Here is a 21,386-nt window from a genome sequence, read left to right as displayed (position 1 = left end):
GAAATGTTATGTTTCGAATTCTCACCATTATTGGCGCACGCCCTCAATTCATCAAAGCCAGCGTAGTTTCCCGGGCTGTTCAGCAGACCGATGGCATCGAAGAGATAATGTTGCACACAGGCCAACATTTTGATGCGAACATGTCAGACATCTTTTTCAATCAATTGGCGATCCCAAGGCCGGATATTCAGTTAGATATCCATGGCGGCAGCCATGGTGAAATGACGGGAAGGATGCTGGCCGAGATTGAAAAGGCGCTTATGGAGCATAAGCCTGATCGGGTTCTTGTGTATGGGGATACAAACTCCACGTTGGCTGGGGCTTTGGCGGCGGCTAAGTTGCACATTCCTGTCGCTCACGTTGAAGCGGGACTGCGCAGTTTCAATATGCAAATGCCTGAAGAGATAAACCGCATTCTTACTGATCAGATTAGTGATCTGCTTTTTTGCCCAACAAACACGTCAGTTCGGAACCTTGAAAGTGAGGGATTTGCCAGTAAGCCTACAAAGGTGATTCAGGTAGGGGATGTTATGCAGGATGCGGCGCTGTTGTTTGCAGAAAAGGCGGCTGCCCCTGTTGGCGATGAACTGCCAGGAGAGTTTGTTCTGGCGACACTGCATCGAGCTGAAAATACGGACAACCCTCAGAGGCTGTCGAATATCATTCACGCTCTGAACCAAATACATAATACCGTAGCGCCTGTCGTTCTGCCTCTTCATCCGCGTACCCGGAAGCTTATCGCGGAGCAGGGCCTGAAACTTGATGTTCATCTGATAGACCCCGTTGGTTATTTCGAAATGGTTTGGTTGCTCGACCATTGTCAGTTGGTGTTGACAGATAGCGGCGGTGTGCAGAAAGAGGCGTTTTTCTTTGGCAAAGCATGCGTAACCATGCGCGACCAGACCGAATGGGTGGAACTTGTTGAGGTAGGTGCTAATGAATTAGTTGGTGCAGATCAGCAGAAAATTGTTAATGCGACGACCAACAACCTTGGGCGTATGGTTAAAGATACTGATCAGTTGTACGGGGGCGGAGAAGCCTCGCAACGGATTGTAGATGAGTTGGTGAAGGCGAACTCATGAGCAAGACCGTATGGGTTATTAATCAGTATGCCTCCACTCCGGCCACAGCTCTGGGAGGGAGGCATTACTACATGGCCCGCGAGATGGCAAAGAAAGGGTATAAGGTCTATCTCATAGGCTCTGCCTCTCATCATCTGCTGCGAGAAAAGCCAGTTTTTGATGGGACTTTTCAGTTGGAAGAGGTTGATGGCTTTAAATTTGTTTGGGTCAAAATGCCATCTTATGGTCATGCGCACAGTAAAAAGCGCGTGCTTAATTGGCTTCTGTTTCCATGGCGGTTGCGCAAACTCGGACAAGTAATACCGGATAAGCCGAATGCAATACTTTGCTCCTCGCCTTCGCCACTGTCGTTTCTGGGCGCCCAATCGCTGGCAAAGAAATTTAATGCCAGGTTGGTTTTCGAAGTACGTGATATATGGCCATTGACTCTTACCGAGCTAGGTGGGCATTCTCCTAAAAACCCTTTGATTCGGTTGATGCAATGGGTTGAGGATCGAGCCTACCGCGATTCAAACGCAGTGGTATCCAATCTCAGAAACTCCGTTGAACACATGGTGAGTCGTGGCATGGCCCGCGAGAAGTTCACTTGGGTCCCCAACGGCTTTTCCATTGATGAAGTCAGTCTGAAGAGTCCGTTGAATTCTAAGGCGCTCAGTCAAGTGCCGGAAGGTAAATTTACTATTGGTTACACTGGTACACTCGGGTTGGCGAATGCGCTGAATACTTTGGTATACGCAGCAGAGCAGTTGAAGAATCATACTGATATCTGCTTTGTGCTGGTCGGCGACGGTAAGGAGAAGCCTGGTTTGCGGCAGTTGGTCTCTGAAAAAGGGCTAACCAATGTCCATTTTGTCGATCCAATTCCAAAGGTTGAAATACAGGCTATGTTGGCGCGTTTCGATGGGTGTTACATCGGCCTGTCAAAGGATCCATTGTTCCGCTTTGGGGTGTCCCCTAATAAGCTATTCGATTATCTGTATTCGGGAAAGCCAATTATTTACGGAATTGAATCTGGCCGATACAGACCGGTTGAAGACATAGGTGCGGGCATCCAGATTCCTGCAGAGAATGCAGAACAGTTGGCTGAGGCCGTACTAAAGCTCTACTCTATGGCTCCAGAGGAGAGGGCGACCATGGGAGAAAATGGGCGCAATGCCGCTCTAGAGCAATATGAATATGGGCAACTGGCAGATAGGTTGTCGAATGTACTCTTTGAATAATTTCTTTATCGGTAAATTCTTTCTGCCTGAATGCAGGTTTGTTAAGTATGTTCACAAGGTTGTTTGATATTGTCGCTTCTGCTCTTGGTCTTCTAATACTGTGCCCAGTCATTGTAGTTGTGGGCTTTCTGCTTCGCCGCAAAATTGGTTCCCCTGTATTCTTTCGCCAAACTCGCCCGGGCATGAACGGTAAGTCCTTTGAGATGGTTAAGTTTCGCACAATGAAAGATGCGGTGGATACAGAAGGCGACCCGTTACCGGATTCAGAGCGAATGACCTCCTTCGGCCAGTTTTTGCGTGCAACTAGTCTGGATGAACTGCCTGAGCTCTGGAACGTGCTGAAAGGCGATATGAGCCTGGTAGGCCCCAGGCCCCTACTAATGGAATATTTGCCACTGTACTCGGAAGAACAGTATCGACGCCATGAGGTTCGGCCCGGTGTGACCGGCTGGGCACAGGTAAATGGTCGCAATGCAATTTCGTGGGAAGATAAGTTCAGGCTTGATGTGTGGTATGTGGATAATCGCTCATTCTGGCTCGATTTGAAGATTCTGTTCCTTACTGTCAAGAAGGTGCTGGTTCGTGATGGCATTAGCGGTGGGGGAGAGGCGACCATGTCGAAATTTACCGGAAACTCAGACAAATGAAACGCCTCGCTATCCTGGGTGCGAGTGGTCATGGAAAAGTTGTCGCGGATGCGGCAGAGCAAAGTGGCTGGGATAGCATCCTCTTTTTCGACGATGCCTGGCCTGAGCTGACTTCGAACAGTAGTTGGCCTGTTGTTGGAAGTAGTGCTGAACTTCTGGCGAATCTGGAAAAGTATGATTACGTTGTGGTGGGTATTGGTAACAACCTAATTCGTCGCCAGAAACTTCAGGAACTCGATGCCGCCGGCGCTAACATTGTTTCTGTTATCCACCCTTCTGCAATGGTCAGTCCGTATGCAAGGCTGGGAGTGGGCTCCGTTGTCTTCGCGAATTCAGTAATCAATGCTGACGCGGAGATTGGGCCAGGGGCCATTATTAATACCGGGTCTGTAATAGAGCACGATTGTCTCTTGGGTGAGTGCGCGCATGTAAGTCCCAACGCCACGTTGGCGGGTGGAGCGATGCTTGGCCAATTAGTGTGGGTAGGTGCTAATGCGTGCGTTAAGCAACAGGTCTCCATCGGTGATGAAGCGGTCGTAGGGATGGGAAGTGTTGTGCTCCGGAACGTAATCGCCGGCCAGGTTGTAGTCGGTAATCCTGCCATGCCGCTGTAGTTTTTAGTCGTTCTTGTAGATTTAAAAGGCGTTTTAATGCTTAACACATCATTTGCTCCCTGGCCCTCCTATACTCAGGAAGAGGCCGATGCAGTTTCCCGAGTACTGCTCTCCAATCGAGTCAACTACTGGACAGGCCAGGAATGCCGCGAATTTGAGCGGGAATTCGCGGAGTTTTCCGGCACCGACTATGCCGTGGCTGTGGCCAACGGCACGGTGGCTCTGGATCTTGCCTTGAACGCACTGTGCATTGGCCCTGGTGATGAAGTAATTGTCACTTCCCGAACCTTCCTGGCCTCGGTAACGTGTATTGTTAATACAGGGGCTTGGCCTGTGTTTGCGGACGTGGATGCGGATTCTCAGGGGGTTTCGGCCGAGACGGTTGCTCCGCTGATAAACGAGAGCACCAAGGCAATCATTACGGTTCACCTGGCCGGCTGGCCCTGTGACATGGATGGCTTGAACGCACTGGCCGGCCGTCACGGTTTGTCAGTAATTGAGGATTGTGCCCAGGCCCATGGAGCAACTTACAAGGGGAAACCAGTTGGATCGTTGGGGCACGTTGCTGCCTGGTCCTTCTGCCAGGATAAGATTATGACCACCGGTGGCGAGGGTGGCATGGTTACTACCCATGATCGTGAACTATGGTCGCGCATGTGGTCCTACAAGGATCATGGCAAGAGCTGGGAAGCGGTTTACGAGCGCGAGCATCCGCCCGGCTTTCGCTGGCTCCATGAGAGTTTTGGTACCAATTGGCGGATGACGGAGATGCAGGCTGCCATTGGCCGGATTCAGTTGCGGCGTATGCCGAACTGGACCGAGCGTCGCCTGGCCAACTGTGAAGCTATCTGGCAGACAGCTAGAGAGTGCCAGGGGTTGCGGGTGCCGGGTGTTCCGGAAGATATCGGCCACGGCGGCTATAAGTGTTATGTTTTTGTGGAGCCTGCAGCCCTAAAAGCGGGTTGGGGTCGGGACAGGATAATTTCAGAGATTGTCCGCGCTGGCGTACCCTGTTTTTCTGGCTCGTGCTCGGAAGTGTATTATGAAAAAGCCATACAGAACGCAGGTATGGCTCCGGCAGAACGCTTGCCGATAGCCAGGGAACTGGGTGGTACCAGTCTGATGTTTCTGGTGCACCCCACTTTGACTGCCGATGAAATCAAGCTCACGTGCGAGGTACTCGCTCGGGTTATGGAGGAGGCAACCGTTTGAACAGGGACAAGTTGACGAAACGTAGAGATGGCAACCTTATGATCAGGTCATTCCTGAGTCTTCCCAGATTCCACAAACGGGTAGTTTCAGTCCTGTCGGATGCGTTTTTTCTGTTCTTTGCAATATGGGCTGCGTTTGCTTTGCGTCTGGAGCAGCACTTTTGGCTGCCTACCCGTGATCAACTAACGATCGCGGCTATTACGGTGGTATTTACCATCGGGGTGTTTATTCGTCTCGGGCTCTACAGGGCAGTTATTCGCTATCTGGGTGATCGGGCTTTTCTTACCATTATCTATGGGGTGATTGCCTCCAGCTTAGCGCTTATTACGCTGGGCTATCTGTTACAGGTATTTGTGCCCCGTTCCGTGCCCATCATTTATGGCGCCCTGGCATTCCTGTTTGTGAGTGGCACCCGCCTAGGTGTGCGGATGATCGTTAATCATCCCAAACAGATGGCGAAAGAGGCGGTTGCCATCGTTGGTGCGGGCGAAACCGGTATGCAATTGGCATCGGCTCTGGAGCAGGGCACCGAGTACCGACCGGTCGTTTTTGTATCACTTGATCGGGCCAATCATAAATCCATGATCAATGGTTTACCTGTCGTCAGCATTAACCACATCGCCAAGCATTTGCCGAAGCACCACGTGCAGCGAATTTTGCTGGCGCTGGATGAAGGTACGCTGATTGACCGCAAGAAACTGCTGAAGCAGTTGGAACCATTGTCAATCCCGGTACAGACCGTTCCCTCCATGTCGGAATTGGTGGCCGGCCAGGCGCGGATTAACGACATTCGGGATCTGGAGATTGAAGACTTGCTGGGGCGAGACCCAGTGCGGCCAGATTCGGCTATCGTTGCCAAGACCCTGTATCAAAAGTCTGTCATGGTCACTGGTGCGGGTGGCTCGATTGGTTCCGAGCTGTGTCGCCAGATTATTCGACATCGCCCACGCGTGCTGGTGCTGTTTGAACAGTCTGAGTTCTCGCTATACGCCATTGAGCGGGAGTTGAGTTCCATCAATCAGGTTGAGGGGCTTGGGGTTGAGCTGCACCCGCTGCTTGGCAATGTGAGCCATCGACGGCGCTGCGAGTCAGCCATGAGGGCGTTTGACGTGCAGACGGTTTACCACGCTGCCGCTTATAAGCACGTACCGCTGGTTGAGCACAACGTGATAGAGGGAGTGCAGAACAACGTGTTCGGCACCTGGCATACGGCCGAAGCCGCAATCGCCGCCGGTGTTGAGCGATTTGTGCTGATCTCCACGGACAAGGCGGTTCGTCCCACCAACGTGATGGGGGCCAGCAAGCGACTGGCGGAGCTCGTGCTACAGGCTCTGGCTCAACGGCAGCAGAAGACGGTTTTTTCCATGGTGCGTTTCGGCAACGTGCTTGGCTCTTCAGGCTCAGTTGTTCCCTTGTTCCGGGACCAGATTCGCGACGGTGGCCCGATTACCGTTACCCATCCGGATATTATCCGTTACTTCATGACGATCCCGGAGGCCAGCCAGTTAGTGCTTCAGGCCGGCAGCATTGGCATGGGCGGCGAGGTGTTTGTGCTGGATATGGGCGAGCCGGTTAGGATTGCAGACTTGGCCCGGAAGATGATTCATCTGATGGGCCAGGAAGAGAAAACCGATAGTCATCCCACCGGCGATATTGAGGTGGTGTTCAGCGGCCTGCGTCCGGGTGAGAAGCTGTATGAGGAGTTGCTGATTGGTGATGACCCACAGGGGACTTCGCACCCACGGATCATGATGGCACGGGAAGTCTCCCTGCCGTGGGAGCAGATAGAGGATTTCCTTAGCCAGTTACAGCGGGCCAGCCAGTCGTTTGATTGTGGCGCAATTATCGAGGTGCTGAAGAGTGCCAAAACGGGGTACGCGCCCAATGGCAACCTAGAGGATCTGGTGTGGTGTAATGGCCAGTCCGATGCGGTGGCTGCAGATCGCCAGGGCGATAAAGTGCACCGGTTGTCGGTGTAGGAAAAGCGAAGGTTTCACGAGCAAGGTTGCTGTTTAATGTCTGAGAATATCGTCTGGCATCACCAGAAAGTCACCCGGGCGGACCGGGCCTCCATCAAAAACCAAAGCCCTTGTTTGCTGTGGTTTACTGGTTTGAGTGGTTCGGGCAAATCCACGATTGCCAATGCGCTGGATGTGGCGCTGTTTGAGCGTGGTTATCACACCTTCCTTTTGGACGGCGATAACGTGCGCCATGGTTTGAACAAGGATCTCGGGTTTTCCGATGAAGATCGAGTTGAAAATATCCGCCGTATTGGCGAGGTGAGCAAGTTGTTTACGGATTCCGGGGTGATTGTGCTCAGTGCGTTTATTTCCCCGTTCACCAGTGACAGGCGCTTGGTGCGCAACTTGTTCCCGGCCGGTGAATTTATCGAAGTGTTTATGGATACGCCGCTTCAGACTTGCGAGGAGCGGGATCCAAAGGGCCTTTACGAAAAGGCTCGGGCCGGAAAGATCAAACACTTTACGGGGATCGATTCTCCCTATGAGGCGCCTGAACGCCCGGAAGTGCGGCTGGATACATCACAGATGTCGGTGGATGATTGTGTAAATCGGCTGGTCAGCTATCTGCTGGACCGGCAATTGATCTTTACGTCGCCACAAGCCACCGGAGCGTAAGCGTCTATGGCGTGGGAAGCCATTGTTACCCTGCTTACCTTGTTCTCGGTTCTCGCAGCACTGGTGATTACACGGGTATCAGCCGATCTGGTGTTGATGGCGGCCTTGGCGTTTCTGCTGATTACCGGCATTCTTGGGCCGGTTGATGCCTTGGCCGGGTTTGCCAACCCGGGTGTGATTACCATTGCCACGTTGTATGTGGTGGCTGCCGGTCTGAAGGAAACTGGGGCTGTGCAATGGATTGCCCGTTTACTTCTGGGGCATCCTAAGACTGAAAAAGGTGCCCAGCTGCGGATGTTGGCGCCCACTGGCATTCTCAGCGGTTTTATGAACAACACCGCTGTTGTAGCCATGTTTATCCCCGCCATTCAGGACTGGGCTCAACGCCTGGGTATTCCTGCCTCTCGCCTTCTGCTACCCCTGAGCTACGCCGCCATCCTGGGCGGTACCTGTACGTTGATCGGCACCAGCACCAACCTGGTGGTGGATGGCATGCTGCAGGCGCGGTTGGGCATTAACCTGGGGTTATTTGAACTGGCCTGGGTGGGTGTGCCCCTGTTGTTGGTGGGCGGATGTTATCTGGTGCTGGTGGCCTCCCGTGTGCTGCCGGACCGTGGAGGCATGAAGGAGGAGCTTGAACAGGTTCGGGAGTATGGGGTCGAAGTGGAAGTGGACGCCACAGGCCCTCTTGTGGGAAAAACCGTTGCCCAAGCGGGTTTGCGAGCACTCAGCTATGGCTACCTGACGGAAATCGACCGGGGCGGGCGACTGATTACAGCGGTGGAGCCGGACCGAATGCTGCAGCCCGGCGACAAGCTGTATTTTGTGGGGGCGCCGGAGTGCGCCAGCGAACTGCGCCGAATTCAGGGCCTGAAGCCGGCCCAGGCCAGTATCCAGAAGCTGGACCTGGCGAATCATCAGCGTTGCCTGGTGGAAGTGGTATTGGGCCAGGAATTTACGGCATTGGGGAAGACGGTGCGGGAGAGCCGTTTCCGTACTCGCTTTAATGCGGCGATTTTGTCGATTTCCCGTGAGGGAAAACGGGTGCCGGGTAAGCTGGGGGATATCACCTTCAAGATGGGGGATACCCTGTTACTGGAAGCCAGCCACCAGTTTGTCGAGCAGTACCGCTTCCGCCGGGACTTTCTGTTGGTCAGCGCTCTCAACGATTCCACACCACCGGATTTTCATAAGGCGCCCCGCGCGCTCGGAATCCTGTTGCTGATGGTTGTGGCCAGTGCGACGGGGTTGCTGCAGATCATCGAAGCTGCGTTCCTGGCTGCCGGCGCAATGATTTTAACCGGCTGCATTACGGCCAGTCGCGCCCGCCGCAGTGTGGATTTGCCGGTACTGGTGGTGATTGCGGCCTCCTTTGCGCTGGGCAATGCGATGACGGAAACCGGCGGAGCCGAATGGGTGGCCACCAGCCTGCTTGGCCTGTTCGGCCCCCTGACGCCCTGGCTGGCGCTGGCGTTGGTTTATATCCTTACGGCGGCGTTTACCGAAGCCATCACCAATAACGCGGCGGCGGTGCTGATGTTTCCCATCGCGCTGGCGGTGTCTGAACAATTGGGCGTTGATTTCCTGCCGTTTGCGGTGGCCGTGATGTTCGCCGCCTCTGCCTCGTTTATTACGCCGCTGGGATACCAGACCAATCTGATGGTTTATGGTCCTGGCCGATATCAGTTCATGGATTATGTGCGTTTGGGCTTTCCGTTGAGCCTTCTCGTAGGGTCGACCGCAATCGGTTTAATCCCCTTTGTCTGGGGGTTTTGATCGGATTGGGAATATACTGACAAAAGCGGATTATGAACAACAAGGACGTGTTTGATGATCGAGATAAAACACCACGGAGCTGTGACCGGCGTAACTGGATCCTGCCACGAATTGCTTGTTGGTAGTTCTGGCATTCTGATTGATTGTGGCCTGTTCCAGGGCGAAGATTCGAGTAACGGCGCCAGTGCCTCGAATCTGTCCATTGATTTTCCCGTCGACCACATTCGTGCGTTGGTGGTCACCCACGTACATATCGACCATGTCGGTCGTATTCCCTATCTTCTTGCCGCCGGATTTGAGGGGCCGATTATCTGTTCGGAACCTTCGGCCATTATGTTGCCGGAAATTCTTGAGGATGCCCTGAAGATTGGCTTTACCCGGGACCGGGCGCTGATTGAAAGAGTGCTTGGGCTGATTCGATCTCGCCTTGTGCCAGTACCTTATGGGCAGTGGCATTCTGTGTTTGACGGCGAGGGAGCATCGCTTTCCGTGCGGTTACAGCGGGCGGGGCACATTTTGGGGTCGGCTTACGTAGAGTGCGAAGCCGATTATGAGGGCGACTTCGAGCGGATTGTGTTCAGTGGAGACCTGGGCGCACCCCATGCGCCGTTATTACCAGAACCTCAGCCTCCAGAGCGGGCGGACCGGGTGGTGATTGAGAGTACCTACGGTGACAAGGATCATGAGAGCCGGGAAGAGCGTCGCTATCGGCTGAAGGCAGTGCTGGAGCATGCCCTTGAAGATGGTGGCACGGTGCTGGTGCCCGCGTTTAGCATTGGGCGAACGCAGGAGTTGCTGTACGAGATTGAAAGCCTGATCCATGAGTTCGGTAGTGATGATGTTACGCCGGACTTGCCATGGCGGGATCTCGAGATTGTGGTGGACTCGCCGCTGGCCGCTACCTTTACCCGTATCTACCGGGACCTTAAACCTTTCTGGGACGCCGAAGCCACCGAATTGGTCAGCCAGGGTCGGCACCCGCTGTCGTTCGAACAACTCACGGTGAGCAACGGCCATGAAGACCACCTCAATGCCGTCGACTACCTGGCTAAATCCCATCGCCCCTGTGTGGTACTGGCTGGCTCAGGTATGTGTGCCGGGGGCAGGGTGGTGAATTACCTAAAGGCCATGTTGGCGGATAAGCGCAATGACGTGTTGTTTGTTGGCTACCAGGCCAAGGGCACTCCGGGCCGGGATATTCTGACCTATGGGCCACGAGGTGGCTGGGTGGAACTGGATGGTGGGCGTTATGAGATCCACGCCCGGGTTCACCAGGTGGGTGGTTACTCGGCCCACGCGGGCCAGTCGGATCTGATACGGTTTGTGAGTGGTATTGAATCACCACCCTCGGAAATCCGGATTGTGCATGGGGATGCGCAAGCCAAAGAATCGTTGAAAAGCCAATTTCATTACGCCGGACTAACGGGGATAATGATCCCTGGTTTGGCGTGAGCCTGTTATTTGTTATTAAAGGATTGTGGGAATCATGAAAAAGATCGCCGTAGTCGGCCTTGGATATGTCGGCCTGCCATTGGCAGCAGCTTTTGGAGAGAAGCGCGAAATTGTCGGCTTTGACATTAACGTGAAGCGAATCGCGGAACTGAAGGATGGCGTGGATTTCACCCGTGAGGTATCCCGGGATGAGTTGGCGGCGTCAAAAGGGCTGTCATTTACGGATTCTCTGGAAGGCATTCGCGATTGCCAGGTTTTCATTGTGACGGTGCCCACGCCGATTGATGAATTTAAATCCCCGGATTTGACGCCACTGGTTAAAGCCAGTGAGAGCGTGGGTAGTGTGCTCAAGCGTGGCGATATTGTTATTTATGAATCCACGGTATATCCCGGTGCCACGGAAGAGGTTTGTGTTCCCATCCTTGAGAAAATATCTGGCCTTGTTTTCAATCAGGATTTTCATGCCGGTTACAGCCCGGAGCGAATTAATCCCGGCGATAAAGAGCACCGTGTAACGACGATTAAAAAGGTGACTTCTGGCTCTACTCCTGAAATTGCGGAGGAAGTGGATGCGCTTTACGCCAGTATTATTACCGCTGGCACTCACAAGGCCAGTTCGATCAAGGTAGCTGAGGCCGCCAAGGTGATTGAAAACACCCAGCGCGATTTGAACATTGCGTTGATGAATGAGTTATCAATGATTTTTTCCAAGCTTAAAATTGATACTCACGAAGTGATCGCCGCCGCCTCGACGAAGTGGAATTTCCTACCATTCAAACCGGGACTGGTTGGCGGACACTGCATTGGTGTGGATCCGTACTACCTGACCCACAAGGCCCAGGCCATTGGCTATCATCCGGAAATTATCCTGTCTGGCCGTCGCGTGAACGACAATATGGGTCCGTATGCGGCGTCTGAATTGGTGAAGGCTATGATTAAGGCTGGGCATACGGTAGCCAACGCTCGCGTGTTGATCATGGGCTTTACGTTTAAAGAAAACTGCCCGGATTTGCGTAATACCCGTGTTATTGATGTGGTTAAAGAGTTGTCTGAATTTGGTTGCCGTGTGGATGTAACCGACTGTTGGGCAGACAATGATGAAGCCGAGCATGAATATGGAATTACGTTGCATCAGAATCCGGAAAAAGCCCAATATGAGGCGGTTCTCCTGGCGGTTCCGCATCGGGAATATGTGGAGCGTTCTTCCGGTGATCTGCGCGAATACATGAAAGATAATGGAGTGTTGTTTGATCTGAAAGGTGTATTGCCATTGGGTGAGGCCGATTTGCGGTTATGATTGTGTTCGCTATTTAAATAAAACCAGCTTTCGGGCTGGTTTTTTTATGGATTACTGTTTTGTAAATGAATTACTTTGCCAAGTTTCAATTTATGGCTTATTATCGATTTTGACTTTTCGGTCATATCAATTGTAGTAAAACTAATAAGGGTTTATATCCATGGCAAAGATTAACGATTACTACCAGAAAAAACAGCTTATGGAAAAGCTCTCTGAAGAACTGGCAAAACTGGAACAGGATCAGGCGCTGAAAAGTGAGCTTGAGTTTGAAAACAAGGTTCGCGATCTGATGAAGAAATACGACAAGTCGCCGAAAGACGTTCTTCAGATCCTGGGCGCCATTGATCCTTCTATTTCCGGCGCCAAGGCTGATACATCTACCGGCAGCCGCCCCAAGCGCCCAATGAAGACCTACAAGAACCCGAACACTGGTGAAGTGGTCAAGACACGTGGTGGCAACCACAAGGTGTTGAATGAGTGGCGCCAGAAGCATGGTAAGGAAACTGTGCAGAGCTGGCAGCAGGATTGATTATATTTCCCCCTCTCGCGCCAAGTGAGAGGGGGTATCAACCTTTTCCACCATCCCCAAACACCACGACCCGATTCCTCCCCCCTTCCTTAGCGGCATACAACGCTTCATCTGCCTGCTGTAACCACTGCATATAATTCTCCGGGCCATCCGTTAAAGGTGCGATACCAATGCTGACGGTGTACTGGATCGGCGCCGCCGTGGTTTGAACCGTGCTGTTCTGGATGACTTCCCGTATACGTTCGCAAATCACCGTGGCACCTTCAACATCGGTTTCAGGCAGGATGATGCCAAATTCTTCGCCACCATAGCGGCCGGGGCTGTCTGACTGGCGCAGGTTGTCCTTCATGACTTTGGCGGTGTACTTGATGACTTCGTCACCGGCCAGGTGTCCGTAGGTGTCGTTCACCGGTTTGAAGTGGTCTATGTCGAACATAACCAGGCAGGTGCTGTGGCCATAGCGGCGGTAGCGTCCGTATTCAGCGTCAATCAGGTTTTCCCAGGTACCGCGGTTGAGCAGGCCGGTCAGGCGGTCGGTCATGCTCAGCTTGGCCAGTTGTTCGTTGGCGGTTTCCAGTGCCCGTTTGCTGGTGGCAATGTCGGTGACGTCATAGACCATCAGGCAGATTTTTTCGACTTGACCATCGGGCCCGGAAAGGGGGCTGATGGTCAGGTTCTGGAACATGAAGTCTTCAGTGCCGGTAATCGGGCGCGTGTTGCGAAAGCGGAACAGATAGGGCCGCTGTTCCCATGAGGTGAATGCCCTGGTGTTTAACATTGCGACTGAATCTACCTTGCGGGTCAGCCAGGCTTTGGGGATGTCCGGGAACACATCAAACAGAACCTGCTCGCGAATTTTGCTGGCGGTGATGCCGCTGTGATGTTCCATAAAGCCGTTCCAGGCCTGAACGCGGAAGTCCAGGTCCAAGACCACCAGGCCGACTTCCACCGACTCCAGCATGTCCACCAGCCAATGGAAAGTACTTGCTCCTATCTCATCTATGGCCATAGTTAATCCACCAGGTACTGTAGTCGGTGTTCAAGGAAGGGCACTGAATCTTCTGTGAGTAGTACCAGCATGTCGCAACTGATCTCCCGGTCTTCCAGTTCATAACTGATTTCAATGCACAGCAGCTTTTCCTGGCGTGTGCTGTGGTGTTCCAGAAGGTCTCCGATCTGTCGATGCTGTCCCAGGACGGTCGGATGACCAAGGCCGAGTTTGAGATCCAGCTGGTCGCCGATGCCTTTGAGGAAGGCGCCAAACAGGATGCTGGACATGTCCATCAGCACCTCTATCTGAATGCTTTCGGTGTCCAAATCGTCGTAATGGAGCAATTCGGCCATGTCGTTGAAGCTGGCGTCTGCAAACAAAAGAAGCGCTTCACCTGCAATGCCTGCACCGGTAAAGCCCTGGCAGACGGCGGAATAGCTGCTGTCGGCCTGGGCAGCTGAGATCGCCATGCTGAGCTCCGAGCGGGCAATCATTTCCACTCGGGGAATGGGCTGTTTGACGAATACCCGCAGCAATCTTGCCAGCAGGTCGGACGAGCGGCCCATGGCAACGTTGGCGATTTCCTGGAGATAGTCGTTCAGGCCAATCGGTGCGCCGGTGGAAGCGGTGCTGTTGGTATCGGCTGCAGGGCTCTGCTCGTGATCTTCCACCAGATCTTCCGGGCGCAGAAAACCGTAGTCCTGAAGCAGCTTTAAAACCAGGTCGGTGTCTGTGGGCTTTTTTATGAACTCGATGGCGCCAAGTTTACGAACCCGGGCCCGTGCTTCTGGTTGGATATCGCCGGAAACGACGATCGTCATCACCGGAAGATCCTCTTTCCGAATGGCGTCCAATACCTGATAGCCATCCATTTCCGGCATATTGAGGTCTAGAAACATCAATTCGCCGGCCCCGGCGCGGAGTTTTTCCAGCGCGTTGCGGCCATCAAATGCGAAGGTAACTTCAGCGTTCCAGTTTTTGGGTAAAGCGCGAGCCATTTGTTTTCGGGCCAGAGAGGAATCGTCGCAGATAAGAACGCGGATGGTCATGGGGGCTCCGTTTATTATTTATTTCCAGTATAGCAGTGCTTGAAGTGAATTCTATGCCCTGTGACCTATCTCACTCTATTGGCCTGGTTGCCTGGGATATAGTGCTTCTGCGGTCATAATAAGAATTGATTCAGAGACACAATACTATGAGACAGGATGCTTGTTGGTGTGCTGTCCCTCTCACCATCTGCCTGGGTATGTCGCCTGTTGCCCTGGCAGAGTTGGAGCCTATTTCCGAGCGGGAAATGAGCCAGGTGCAAGGGCAGGCAATGATGACGGTAGACCATGTGGATGGAGTTAACCACCGGTTTACCCGCGTGACGCTGGGTGTGGACGCAGAAACCCGGCTGAACGCCGATGATGTGGTGATGGGCGGTGATGCCACCGGTGCCGATCTCGACATCAAGAATTTCGCGCTAGGCCACTATGTGCGCGACGATACCCGTGTGCAGATTGACGGCAACACCTACAACGTGGACGACGTGGTTCCGTTCGAGGGTGTTGAACCCTACCTTGAGTTGGCTGAAAGGGATGGCCAGCTATCCGGTTTCCGCTTTGGGCTGAATCAGGCGCGGGGCACGCTGTCTGGCGAGTTTGCCAGCTTCAGTGGCAACCTGGATCTGAAAATCAACGATGCAGACGGCAACCCGGTGGACGCCATGCTGTTTGATGACGCCGGAGTGGCCACCAATCATCGGGCCACCCAGATAGGTCTGGCGGGTGAAGACGGTACCTGCAGTCAATGTGTGCCGTTGACCAATCTGCTATCCATGGATATTGGTGTGGACAACGGCGATGGCACTGTTGGCTTTACGGAGGACCTTTTCCTGGCCTTTCAGCGCGAGTCCGTGGACTGGCAGGACCTGGGGGGCGCCGCCATCCAGGGGCCTGAAGGTGTGTTCCTGAATCTGCCCACTAGCATGACGCTGGATATGCAGGCCCTGCAGAATGGTGTTCAGCGGGAGCGCACGCATTACGTGGATCGCGGTACCGGGATGTTTTGATTACACTACCCTGCATTCGACTGATTCACGTAATGCAGGAGCTCTCTCGGTGATCCGTTCTTTCTACTGGCACGACTATGAAACCTTTGGTGTCGACCCCATACATGATCGTCCGTCCCAGTTTGCTGGTGTGCGCACAGATCTTGACCTGAACATCATCGAAGACCCGCTGATCATCTACTGCGCGCCTGCAGACGACTACGTGCCCTCGCCGGAGGCATGCCTGATTACCGGCATTACTCCGCAGAAGGCGCTGGAAAATGGCTTCCCCGAAGCGGAGTTTATCGCACAGATTAACGAGGCGTTCAGCCAGCCTGGCACCTGCGCCGTGGGCTACAACAGCCTGCGTTTCGATGACGAAGTGTCCCGCCACACCCTGTACCGCAACCTTCGCGACCCTTATGCCCGGGAATGGCAGAACGGCAATTCCCGCTGGGACATCATCGACATGGTGCGACTGACATACGCGCTGAGGCCGGAGGGCATTCACTGGCCAAAGAAGGAAGACGGTAGCCCCAGTTTCAAGTTGGAAGAACTCACCGTCGCCAATGGCATTGCCCATGAAGCCGCCCACGACGCCCTATCGGATGTAGAGGCCACTATCGCAGTGGCAAAGCTGATCAAAGAAAAGCAGCCCAAGCTGTTTGAGTTTGTGCTGCAAAATAAGGACAAACACTCTGCTCGCGCCATGCTGGACACCCCCAGCATGAAGCCAGTGTTCCACATTTCTGCCAAGTACCCAGCAACTCGTGGCTGCTGCGCGATGGTAGCGCCGGTCGCCGATCATCCCACCAACAAGAACCTGGTGATCGTTTACGACCTGCGTGAAGACCCCAGTGAGCTGATCCACGCCACCCCTGAGCAGATCCGCGAGCGCGTATTCACTTCCCAGGCGGAGTTAGGGGAGGGCGTGAGTCGTTTTGCTCTGAAAGGTGTGCAACTGAATAAGTGCCCTGTGCTGGCTCCGGCCACCATGCTGAAGTCACTGTCCGAAGAGCGGCTGGCAGAGCTGGAGCTGGACGGCGGCAAACTTCGGGAACATCTGGCCATCCTCCGCAAGGCCCCGGACCTGCCGACCCGAATCGCCCAGGCCTTCGATCAGCCCCACGAAGGGGATCTGACCGATCCCGACGAACAGCTCTACGCTGGAGGCTTTATCAGTAAAACCGACCGTGAAAAGCTCAACTGGCTATTGCAGCAGCCGGTGGGAACCCTCGGTGAGCAGGAGGTGCGTTTTGAGGATGGGCGACTTGATGAGATGCTATTCCGCTACCGTGCCAGGAACTACCCCAGCACGCTGATTGGTGAAGAGATGGAGCGCTGGGAAGCGTTTCGCAGCCAGCGCTTGATGAACCCGAAGAGGGGGTGGCGCTCATTGGAGGCGTTTGGGCATGAGTTGCAGCGCCTGGCCGCCGATCCGGAACTCACGCCGGAAAAGCGGCACGTTCTGGAGGAGCTTCACCTTTACGGTGAATCCCTTATTCCCTATGTTTAACGGCGGCGCTGGAAATATACGGACAATCCTTGCCCCATCAAACTCTGCACCTCGCTGCCCAATGCTTCGGCCTGGATCTGCTTCTGCACAGGCTTGGTGGCCAGACTGTGACCGTCGGTATCACGCGCCTTGACGAGCTTCCATTCCACTTCATTGCTCACCATCGCCATTAACTCTTTCAGTTGGGCGGTGTTCTGCTCACTGAACCAACGGTCGCGGCAGCCGCCCAGGCCGTAGAAGTCGGTTTCTGCAACCAGAGACTGCCACATCGGATCCTGCCGGTTTGTCAGTACCATGCGTCGGAGTTGGCGCAAGGCAGTGCGTGTAGGTTTCAGGCCGTGTTGGGCGATCAGGCGGCGGATCTGTCTGTCGCCGTCGGTCTGTTCGTTGACAGCAGTGTGCATATGGACGACCGCGCCGTTGCCGGTCGCTGAACTGACAAGGGCGGCCAGGGATACGTCGGTCATGTTCGTCGATGGCAGGCGGCCGATTTCGATCCAGTGCACCTTGTGGTCATCGGCGACAAATTGCTGGGCGATGGACCAGGGCCAGAACACGATGTTGCTAATGCCCATCTCGTCCGCGAGCCGCGTTGCCTTGGCAATATTGGCCAGGGATTCGTCCACGGCGATTACTTCCACGTCTTTCAGGTAGTGCGCCAGTTCCATGGCGCGCTGGCCGGACTGGGCGCCACACACCATGATCCGGAGTGTTTCCGGCAGTTGCTCGGTATTCATGCCCAGTTCCGTGGCCATCATGGTTTTCAGGCTGGTTTCGGAGCGGTAGGCGAGTTTTGACCAGTTGGGCCAGGCCTGCGGTACGTCGGTTTTCTCAAGGCAAAGCTCGGCCGATTTTTCGGCAAAGTTCTGTTTTATGGCTTCTTCCGACGCGCGGTTATAGTAGCTGGCCGCCATCATCGCTTGCATGTTGACCGGCCAGTCCACCAGGTTCCAGCGGCCAAGTTGCATGGCGAACTTCTGATGGAACAGTGCGCCGTACATAGCGCTGATGATCAACGATCCGATCATGCCGTCCTGTTCCTCACCCATGGCGAGTTGCGCGCAGACGCTGTTGTTGATGGCGGACGCCAGTCGTTCTTCATCGTCTTCCGCGGTCAGGGCGTAACCGGTGCGATCGGCGTATACTGCCAGTGCCAGTGCCAGTGGCTGGAGTTCGTCCCGTAGTTCAACCGTCTGTGCGACTTCGGCGATGATTGCCCGGCGCAGCAGGGTGACCAGCTCTTCCACGGCCGGGTCCGGCATCAGGGTTTTCTCCAGGGCCAGGATTAGCAGTTCGTCTTCGCTGGCGGCGTCCAGGGCCACCTCGGCATTCGGGTTTTCCAGATCGTATTGCTGGCGGATGATGGCGCCCACGAATCGGCCGATTTCCTGGTGGGGCAGGCCGTCGTGGCGCAGCAGCAGGATGGCGTCGCGGGCCAGTTTGGTGTCTGCCCTGTTTACATCCAGGTGTTCGGCGCAGGTCAGCATACCGCTATAGATAGATGGCCAATCCAGGCCCATTTCCAGCAACTTGCGGTAGTGTAGGTAAGCCACATCGAACTGGCCCTGCAGGCGCTTGGCATGGGCAACACCGCCGAAGGCGGCGGCGGATTGCCGGTCCATTTCCAGGGCTTGGATGAAATACTGCTCCGCCAGGGCCGGGCGCTCGGACTTGATCGCCCAGTAGCCCAGGTTGGTGAATTGTTGGGGCTGTGCCGGGTCATGGCTCAGGCTGTCGGTGAACAGGGTGTGTGCCTTATCAAGCGCACCGTCGTCCATTTCCACGCGTCCCATCATGCCCAGCGCGCCAGCGTTGCCCGGCTCCTGCGCCAGAACCTCTTTCAGATAGTCACGGCATTCTTGCCGCGCTTTGAGTCGCTGAACCAGCGACGTCGGGCTGTTGGATTCAGCGTAGGCCAGGTTTGCCTGCAGCAGGAGCCGCGCGATGTGTGCTTTTTGTGCGTCTGTGGCATGGATGTTGTGCTGTGCTTGCATGGGACACCTCGTTAACCTGTCGCGGCATTAAAGCGGCAAAGGTCTGCAGTTTTTTTGACGGTTTGCAGTGTTATGGGAGAAGTACAGCGAAAGGCGTGCCAGTTTTATGAAGAAGCGCTTGCAAGCGGTTTGACCTTGGTGAAATAAGGGGGTGTGTGTACTATCCTCTAGTCCTGTAGGGCTTTGGTTCCCTGTTACGTTCCCTGACTCTTGGCGGAATTAAATGTTTGATGGCAAAACAGTTCTGATCACTGGTGGTACTGGTTCCTTTGGGCAGCAGTTCGTGAAAACCCTCCTGGAACGATACCGCCCCTCCAGGATTATCGTGTACTCTAGGGACGAACTGAAGCAGTTCGAAATGCAGGAGCGATTCCGTAACTCCAGCATGCGGTATTTCCTGGGCGATGTACGGGATCGTGAACGCCTGGAGTTCGCTCTCAGGGATGTGGATATTGTGGTTCATGCCGCCGCACTCAAGCAGGTTCCCGCCGCTGAATACAACCCCATGGAGTGTATAAAGACCAACATACATGGGGCTGAGAATGTCACCCACGCCTGTGTTGCCAACTCGGTGAGCCGAGTTATTGCGTTATCGACAGACAAGGCAGCCAACCCGGTCAATCTCTACGGTGCCACCAAATTGGCGTCGGACAAGCTGTTTGTGGCGGCCAATAACATTGTGGGTAAGCGACAGACGCGTTTTTCCGTTGTGCGCTATGGCAATGTCCTGGGTTCTCGCGGTTCTGTGGTTCCCTTCTTCAATAAGCTGATCGCCGAGGGAGCGGAGTCTTTGCCGATCACCGACCCCCAGATGACCCGGTTCTGGATCACGTTGCAAGGCGGTGTGGAGTTTGTCCTGAACAGCTTCGCGAGAATGCAGGGCGGGGAGATTTTTGTACCCAAGATTCCTTCCGTTCGTATTGCAGATGTTGCGACGGCGATGGCGCCGGATTTGCCGCAGAAGCTCGTTGGAATACGCCCTGGTGAAAAACTGCACGAAACCATGTGCCCAAGGGACGACAGCCATGTTTCCCTGGAGTTTGATGATCATTTCGTGATTAAGCCTGCCATCCGTTTCTATGGTGGCAACCTTGATTACAGCCAGAACCTGGAAGGGGAAAAGGGCAAACCGGTCCAACAGGGCTTTGCCTACAACTCCGGTAATAACCCCTGGTTCCTGAGCAACGACGAAATTCTTGAGTGGAATCGAGAGGCTGGGTTTTGATTCCTTACAGCTGCCAGGACCTGAACGATGACGATATCCGTTCAGTGCTTCGTGTATTGCACTCGGATTTTTTGACCCAAGGCCCGGAAGTTCCGGCTTTCGAGAGAGCGCTGGCGTCGCGCTGTAGCGCGGCAGAGGCTGTTGCGGTAAACAGTGGAACATCGGCATTGCACTTGGCCTGTCTCCTGTTAGGCGTGGGCCCCGGCGACCGGGTGTGGACCTCGCCCATCAGCTTTGTGGCCTCGGCCAATTGCGCCATCTATTGCGGAGCGGATGTAGACTTTGTGGATGTGGACCCCCATTCCGGGAATATGGACGTGGAGGTACTCGCCGAACAATTGGCCGGGGCGGATCAGGAAGGAACCCTGCCCAAGGTTATTATCCCGGTTCATTATGCTGGGCAGCCTTGCGACATGCGTGCGATTGGGCAGTTGGCCCGCGGGTATGGGGTGCGCGTGATTGAAGACGCGTCCCATGCGCTGGGGGCTACCTTCGAAGGTAGCCCTGTCGGGGGCTGCCAGTTCAGTGATATCACGGTGTTCAGTTTTCATCCCGTGAAAATGATTACAACCGGCGAGGGTGGGGCGCTGGTTACCAATGACCCTGGCCTGGCAGAACGTGCAAGGGCGCTGCGTACCCACGGAATTACGCGTGCGCCTGACAGGGTTCGTGACATTGACCGGGAACCCTGGCGTTATGAGCAGGTGGACCTGGGGTTCAACTACCGCATGACTGACCTGGAAGCCGCTTTGGGCCAGTCCCAGCTTGGCCGTCTTGATGAATTTGTCCTCACCAGGCGTCAGCGTGCCGAGGAGTACATCGATGCATTCAGGGATACGCCTGTCGGCACCTTATGGCAGTCTCCTGATGGCGACAGTAGTTGGCACCTGATGGTTGTTCAGGTCTCACCGGATATCCGCAGTGAGGTGTTCCGTTCGCTCAGGGCGGCCAATATAGGCGTGAACGTTCACTACATGCCCATTTACCTCCAGCCTTATTATCGTCAACGGGGCTTTGAGGAGGGTTATTGCCCCGCCGCCGAGGCGTTCTACCGTCAGGTAATCACTATTCCGTTGCATACGCGGTTGACGTCAGACGATCAGCGCCGGGTTATTGAGGCGGTTATCTACAGTGAGGCCAGTGCTGCTGGCAACAGCAACTGA

The 21,386-nt window shown here is 54.5% G+C and carries 18 protein-coding genes; 15 read left to right on the top strand and 3 right to left on the bottom strand.

Annotated features, from left to right (window positions below; genetic code table 11):
* Positions 1 to 8 precede the first annotated feature (8 nt).
* The 11 genes from wecB (at position 9) to AC0B60_RS06955 (ending at position 12,465) form a co-directional block, all read left to right on the top strand.
* On the top strand, positions 9 to 1,082 hold the full coding sequence (gene wecB, locus AC0B60_RS07005) for a non-hydrolyzing UDP-N-acetylglucosamine 2-epimerase (RefSeq protein WP_465085038.1): 1,074 nt from the start codon (positions 9 to 11) through the stop codon (positions 1,080 to 1,082).
* The gene (locus AC0B60_RS07000) at positions 1,079 to 2,302 is read left to right on the top strand and encodes a glycosyltransferase family 4 protein (protein WP_465085037.1); all 1,224 of its coding nucleotides are present in this window, start codon (positions 1,079 to 1,081) and stop codon (positions 2,300 to 2,302) included. The genes wecB and AC0B60_RS07000 overlap by 4 nt, the downstream gene beginning before the upstream one ends.
* Positions 2,303 to 2,349: 47 nt before the next feature.
* The gene (locus AC0B60_RS06995) at positions 2,350 to 2,949 is read left to right on the top strand and encodes a sugar transferase (protein WP_465085036.1); all 600 of its coding nucleotides are present in this window, start codon (positions 2,350 to 2,352) and stop codon (positions 2,947 to 2,949) included.
* Positions 2,946 to 3,563 carry an acetyltransferase gene (locus AC0B60_RS06990; RefSeq protein WP_465085035.1) on the top strand — a complete coding sequence of 206 codons (618 nt, stop codon included), beginning with the start codon at positions 2,946 to 2,948 and terminating at the stop codon, positions 3,561 to 3,563. Before AC0B60_RS06995 ends, AC0B60_RS06990 begins: the two co-directional genes overlap by 4 nt.
* Positions 3,564 to 3,599: 36 nt before the next feature.
* Positions 3,600 to 4,775 (top strand): DegT/DnrJ/EryC1/StrS family aminotransferase, encoded by a 1,176-nt coding sequence (locus AC0B60_RS06985; RefSeq protein WP_465085034.1) that lies wholly within the window; start codon positions 3,600 to 3,602, stop codon positions 4,773 to 4,775.
* A 38-nt stretch (positions 4,776 to 4,813) separates the two neighbouring features.
* A complete protein-coding gene (locus AC0B60_RS06980) occupies positions 4,814 to 6,754 on the top strand; it encodes a polysaccharide biosynthesis protein (protein WP_465085033.1) in 1,941 nt (646 codons plus the stop codon).
* 36 nt (positions 6,755 to 6,790) lie between these two features.
* Positions 6,791 to 7,411, top strand: coding sequence for an adenylyl-sulfate kinase (gene cysC, locus AC0B60_RS06975; RefSeq protein WP_465085032.1), 621 nt, complete (start codon positions 6,791 to 6,793; stop codon positions 7,409 to 7,411).
* Between the two features lie 6 nt (positions 7,412 to 7,417).
* Entirely contained in the window at positions 7,418 to 9,187 is a 1,770-nt protein-coding gene (locus AC0B60_RS06970; protein WP_465085031.1) for an SLC13 family permease, read from the top strand.
* Between the two features lie 54 nt (positions 9,188 to 9,241).
* Positions 9,242 to 10,639 (top strand): MBL fold metallo-hydrolase, encoded by a 1,398-nt coding sequence (locus tag AC0B60_RS06965; RefSeq protein ID WP_465085030.1) that lies wholly within the window; start codon positions 9,242 to 9,244, stop codon positions 10,637 to 10,639.
* A gap of 34 nt (positions 10,640 to 10,673) precedes the next feature.
* Positions 10,674 to 11,936 carry a Vi polysaccharide biosynthesis UDP-N-acetylglucosamine C-6 dehydrogenase TviB gene (gene tviB, locus AC0B60_RS06960; RefSeq protein WP_465085029.1) on the top strand — a complete coding sequence of 421 codons (1,263 nt, stop codon included), beginning with the start codon at positions 10,674 to 10,676 and terminating at the stop codon, positions 11,934 to 11,936.
* A 160-nt stretch (positions 11,937 to 12,096) separates the two neighbouring features.
* Positions 12,097 to 12,465 (top strand): histone-like nucleoid-structuring protein, MvaT/MvaU family, encoded by a 369-nt coding sequence (locus AC0B60_RS06955; protein ID WP_286931499.1) that lies wholly within the window; start codon positions 12,097 to 12,099, stop codon positions 12,463 to 12,465.
* A gap of 37 nt (positions 12,466 to 12,502) precedes the next feature.
* On the opposite strand, the gene AC0B60_RS06950 is transcribed toward AC0B60_RS06955, so the two are convergent.
* The gene (locus AC0B60_RS06950) at positions 12,503 to 13,474 is read right to left on the bottom strand and encodes a GGDEF domain-containing protein (RefSeq protein ID WP_465085028.1); all 972 of its coding nucleotides are present in this window, start codon (positions 13,472 to 13,474) and stop codon (positions 12,503 to 12,505) included.
* A gap of 2 nt (positions 13,475 to 13,476) precedes the next feature.
* Positions 13,477 to 14,505, bottom strand: coding sequence for a response regulator (locus tag AC0B60_RS06945; protein ID WP_465085027.1), 1,029 nt, complete (start codon positions 14,503 to 14,505; stop codon positions 13,477 to 13,479).
* Positions 14,506 to 14,651: 146 nt separating this feature from the next.
* On the opposite strand from AC0B60_RS06945, the gene AC0B60_RS06940 reads away from it, so the two are divergent.
* Together AC0B60_RS06940 and sbcB are read left to right on the top strand one after the other, a co-directional pair.
* Positions 14,652 to 15,509 (top strand): hypothetical protein, encoded by an 858-nt coding sequence (locus AC0B60_RS06940; protein ID WP_465085026.1) that lies wholly within the window; start codon positions 14,652 to 14,654, stop codon positions 15,507 to 15,509.
* 49 nt (positions 15,510 to 15,558) lie between these two features.
* A complete protein-coding gene (sbcB, locus tag AC0B60_RS06935; protein WP_465085025.1) occupies positions 15,559 to 17,004 on the top strand; it encodes an exodeoxyribonuclease I in 1,446 nt (481 codons plus the stop codon).
* On the opposite strand, the gene AC0B60_RS06930 is transcribed toward sbcB, so the two are convergent.
* Positions 17,001 to 18,998 carry a tetratricopeptide repeat protein gene (locus tag AC0B60_RS06930; protein WP_465085024.1) on the bottom strand — a complete coding sequence of 666 codons (1,998 nt, stop codon included), beginning with the start codon at positions 18,996 to 18,998 and terminating at the stop codon, positions 17,001 to 17,003. The two genes, sbcB and AC0B60_RS06930, sit on opposite strands and share 4 nt — an antisense overlap.
* A 223-nt stretch (positions 18,999 to 19,221) precedes the next feature.
* Here AC0B60_RS06930 and pseB point away from each other — a divergent pair, with 223 nt between their 5' ends.
* Positions 19,222 to 20,223: a UDP-N-acetylglucosamine 4,6-dehydratase (inverting) gene (pseB, locus tag AC0B60_RS06925; RefSeq protein ID WP_465085023.1), complete on the top strand. Its 1,002-nt coding sequence runs from the start codon at positions 19,222 to 19,224 to the stop codon at positions 20,221 to 20,223.
* A complete protein-coding gene (pseC, locus tag AC0B60_RS06920; RefSeq protein ID WP_465085022.1) occupies positions 20,220 to 21,386 on the top strand; it encodes a UDP-4-amino-4,6-dideoxy-N-acetyl-beta-L-altrosamine transaminase in 1,167 nt (388 codons plus the stop codon). The genes pseB and pseC overlap by 4 nt, the downstream gene beginning before the upstream one ends.

Source organism: Marinobacter sp. V34, assembly GCF_055524115.1.
The sequence above is the reverse complement of the archived record's forward strand: the minus strand, read 5'-3'. Positions and strand labels throughout refer to the sequence as shown.